3 protein-coding genes are annotated in these 3,340 nt (G+C 72.8%); all 3 read right to left on the minus strand.

Annotated elements, in window-relative coordinates; genetic code table 11:
- Window positions 1–147 precede the first annotated feature (147 nt).
- Window positions 148–996, minus strand: a complete 849-nt coding sequence (locus tag WN71_RS37870) for an acyl carrier protein (protein ID WP_052743285.1) — start codon at window positions 994–996, stop codon at window positions 148–150.
- 219 nt (window positions 997–1,215) lie between these two features.
- Window positions 1,216–2,046 carry an AfsR/SARP family transcriptional regulator gene (locus WN71_RS37875; RefSeq protein ID WP_046592995.1) on the minus strand — a complete coding sequence of 277 codons (831 nt, stop codon included), beginning with the start codon at window positions 2,044–2,046 and terminating at the stop codon, window positions 1,216–1,218.
- Between the two features lie 350 nt (window positions 2,047–2,396).
- A partial coding sequence (locus WN71_RS37880) for an acyl-CoA carboxylase subunit beta (protein ID WP_276208145.1) occupies window positions 2,397–3,340 on the minus strand: 944 nt, incomplete at its 5' end.

The raw sequence follows: 3,340 nt of genomic DNA on the forward strand, positions 1-3,340 counted from the left end.
GGGACAGGTGCGGGACCGGGGGTGGGAGCGGGCGGGAGGAGGGCGCGGCGGCTCAGGAGGGCCAGCGCGTGGGAACGGTCGAGAGTGCCGTTCTTGAAGCGGGTGAGGATCTCCCGGTCGTCCATGCCGGCCGCCGTCCGCCCCGCCTCAGCCACGGCCCGTCAGCAGCGCCGCCGCCTCCTCGACGCTGAGCACGTCGTCGCGTACGGCGTCGAGCAGAGCCTCCAGGTCCACACCGGGCGTACCCGGCGTCCCGCCACCCTCGACCACGGGCCGAGGGACGGACACGGGCACGGGCGCAGGCGCAGGCGCAGGCAGCGGTACAGACGCAGGCAGAGACGCGGGCGGAAGCGCGGGTACCGGCGCGTCGGGCGCGCTGCCCCACAGAGGCGCGGCCGCAACAGGCTCCGGAACGGGGGCCGTTCGGGCGGGGACGCGCGAGGCGACATGGGCGGCCAGGGCGGCCAGGGAGGGGTGGTCCAGCAGCACGGAGGGTGTCTCGGCGAGGTGGTAGGTGTGGTTGACGCCGGCGACGAACTCGGCCGCGAGCAGCGAGTCCAGGCCGAGCGCGGAGTACTCCGCCTCGGCGTCCAGGGTGCGTGGATCGGGCGCGTGGTGCAGCAACCCGGCGAGCTGGCGGCGCAGTTCGGCCAGCACCTCCTCCGGGTCGGCACCGCCCGTCGCCACGGCCCCCGGTTCGCCGTGCGGGACGGCGGGCGGCGGTACGGCGGCCAAATGCCGGGCGAGATCGTCCGGCGTGGGGTGCTCCAGCAGCGCGGCGGGCGCGAGCCGGGTGCCCAGGCGGGCGTTGAGGGCGGCGACGAACGACACCGTCAGCATCGAGTCGAACCCCAGTGCCCTGAAGGGCCGCCGGGGGTCGATCGCCCCGGGCGCAAGTCCGAGCAGGCCCGCCAGGAGGTCCGTGACGGCCGTCAACACCTTCTCCTCGCCCGCCGCGAGGTCCCACGCCCCGGTCGGGCGTACGTCGCTGGTCATGAGGATCGTCTCCCGAGAATCGCGCTGCCGAAGCCGGCGTGGGCCACATTCTGCGCAAGACGCCCCGGCGCTCGCATCGCCGTGGGAGGTGAACACCCCGGCGCGCGCCCGCCTGTTGGAGGGAGCGGGCGGGACCGGACCTCCGTCCCGGGAGGGAGGACAGCGCCCGAAAGGACCAGAACCGGCCGCCGTCGGCGGCGCCCGGGAGGTGGCCGGAGATCAGACCGCGGGGACGAGGTCGCCGTCGTCGAGGTGCGGTCCGGGGCCGACGGTGTCCGCGCCCGCCTCCAGGAGGGAGGTGTGCAGCCGGCTGAGCCGGGCGGAGGGCTCCAGGCCGAGTTCCTTGACCAGGGTGGTGCGCAGCGTGCGGTAGACGTCCATGGCCTCGCCGCGCCGCCCGGACCGGTACAGGGCGATCATGAACTGGGCGTGCAGGTTCTCGTGCGTGGGATAGCGGCTGGCCAGCACGGTCAGCTCGGCCAACAGCTCGCGGTGGCGGCCGAGTTTGAGGTCGGCCTCGATGCGCTGGTCCAGCGCGCAGAGCTGGCTCTCCTCCAGCCGCCTGGCCTCCATCTGAAGCTGCGCGCCCGGCTGTACCCCGGCCAGCGCGGTGCCGGTCCACAGGTCGAGCGCCTCGCGCAGCAGCCGGGAGGCGCCGGGGAAGTCGCCCGCGTCCATGGCCCGGTAGCCGGCTCCCGCCAGCCGGTCGAACTCCCGCACGTCGCTGGCGCCGCCGCCGCTGACGAGCATGTAGCCACCGGGCGCGGTGACCAGCACGTCCTTGGCGGAGCGTGCCGGGTGCCCGGGAGCGTCCCGGCGCAGGGCGGCGGAGATCAGCTCGCGCAGCTGAAGCACGTACGTCTGCAGGGTGGTGCGCGCGCTGCGCGGCGGGCTGGCCGCCCAGAGCTCCTCCACCAGCACCGCGAGCGGCACCACCTGATCGGCGTGCAGCGCCAGCAGGGCAAGGACCTGACGCGGTTTCGGGGCGGTCGGCGTGATCGACACACCGTTCTCCCGCACGTCCAGCGCACCCAGAACGTCGATGTCCACCCGCCCGCCTCCCCTGCTCACGCTCCGCACCAAACCCCATGATTAAAAAACAGCACGGGCGGTTTGTCAACGGGGCGGTCGGAGTCCCGGGTTCCCGCCCCCGGCGCACAACGAGAGCCCGGCGAGCGCACCCTGAGTCCACATAAACCGACTCTCAAGTCTGTTACTGACGCGGACTGGACGAAGTCGCGCGGCGTTTTGGGTGGTTATGACCGGACGCGGAGGCGGGCACGGCGGAGGGGGCCGCCCGCGCCATTGCGGGCGACCCCCTCTTCTCCCTGTTTCCCGCTCCCCGCCCGTCCGTCACCCGTCCCCGGGCCCCGGGGGATGCACCCCGGGCGGGCGGGGGGTCACTGGGGCTGGTTGCCGTGCTTGCGGGAGGGCAGGTCGGCGTGCTTGGTGTGCAGCATCGCGAGCGACCGGATCAGCACCTCGCGGGTCTCGGCGGGGTCGATGACGTCGTCGACCAGACCGCGTTCGGCCGCGTAGTAGGGGTGCATGAGCTCCGACTTGTACTCCTTGACCATGTGGGCCCGCATGGCCTCGGGGTCGTCGGCCTCGGCGATCCGGCGGCGGAAGATGACGTTCGCGGCACCTTCGGCGCCCATCACGGCGATCTCGTTCGTCGGCCAGGCGTAGGTGAGGTCGGCGCCGATGGACTGGCTGTCCATGACGATGTAGGCCCCGCCGTACGCCTTGCGCAGGATCAGCGAGATCCGCGGCACGGTCGCGTTGCAGTACGCGTAGAGCAGCTTCGCGCCGTGGCGGATGATGCCGCCGTGCTCCTGGTCCACGCCGGGCAGGAAGCCCGGCACGTCGATCAGGCTGACCAGGGGGATGTTGAAGGCGTCGCACATCTGCACGAAGCGGGCGGCCTTCTCCGACGCCTCGATGTCCAGCACGCCCGCCAGGCTCTGCGGCTGGTTGGCGACGATGCCGACGACCTGCCCGTCGAGCCGGGCGAGGGCGCAGACGATGTTGCGCGCCCAGCGCTCGTGCACCTCGAGGTACTCGCCGTCGTCGACGATCTCCTCGATCACCTGCGCCATGTCGTACGGCCGGTTGCCGTCGGCCGGCACCAGGTCCAGCAGCAGGTCGCCACGCCGTCCGGCCGGGTCCTCGCACACGACCGCGGGCGGGTTCTCGCGGTTGTTCTGCGGGAGGAGCGAGAGGAGGTAGCGCACCTCGGCGATGCACGTCTCCTCGTCGTCGTACGCGAAGTGGCAGACACCGCTCGTCTCGGCGTGCACGTCGGCGCCGCCCAGGCCGTTCTGGGTGATCTCCTCGCCGGTGA

It is taken from the genome of Streptomyces mangrovisoli (genome assembly GCF_000974985.2).
Taxonomy (GTDB): Bacteria; Actinomycetota; Actinomycetes; order Streptomycetales; family Streptomycetaceae; genus Streptomyces; species Streptomyces mangrovisoli.

What these genes read in the sequence shown, in the direction of transcription:
- WN71_RS37870 (WP_052743285.1), bottom strand. Translation starts at nt 996, where the DNA reads ATGACCAGCGACGTACGCCCGACCGGGGCGTGGGACCTCGCGGCGGGC.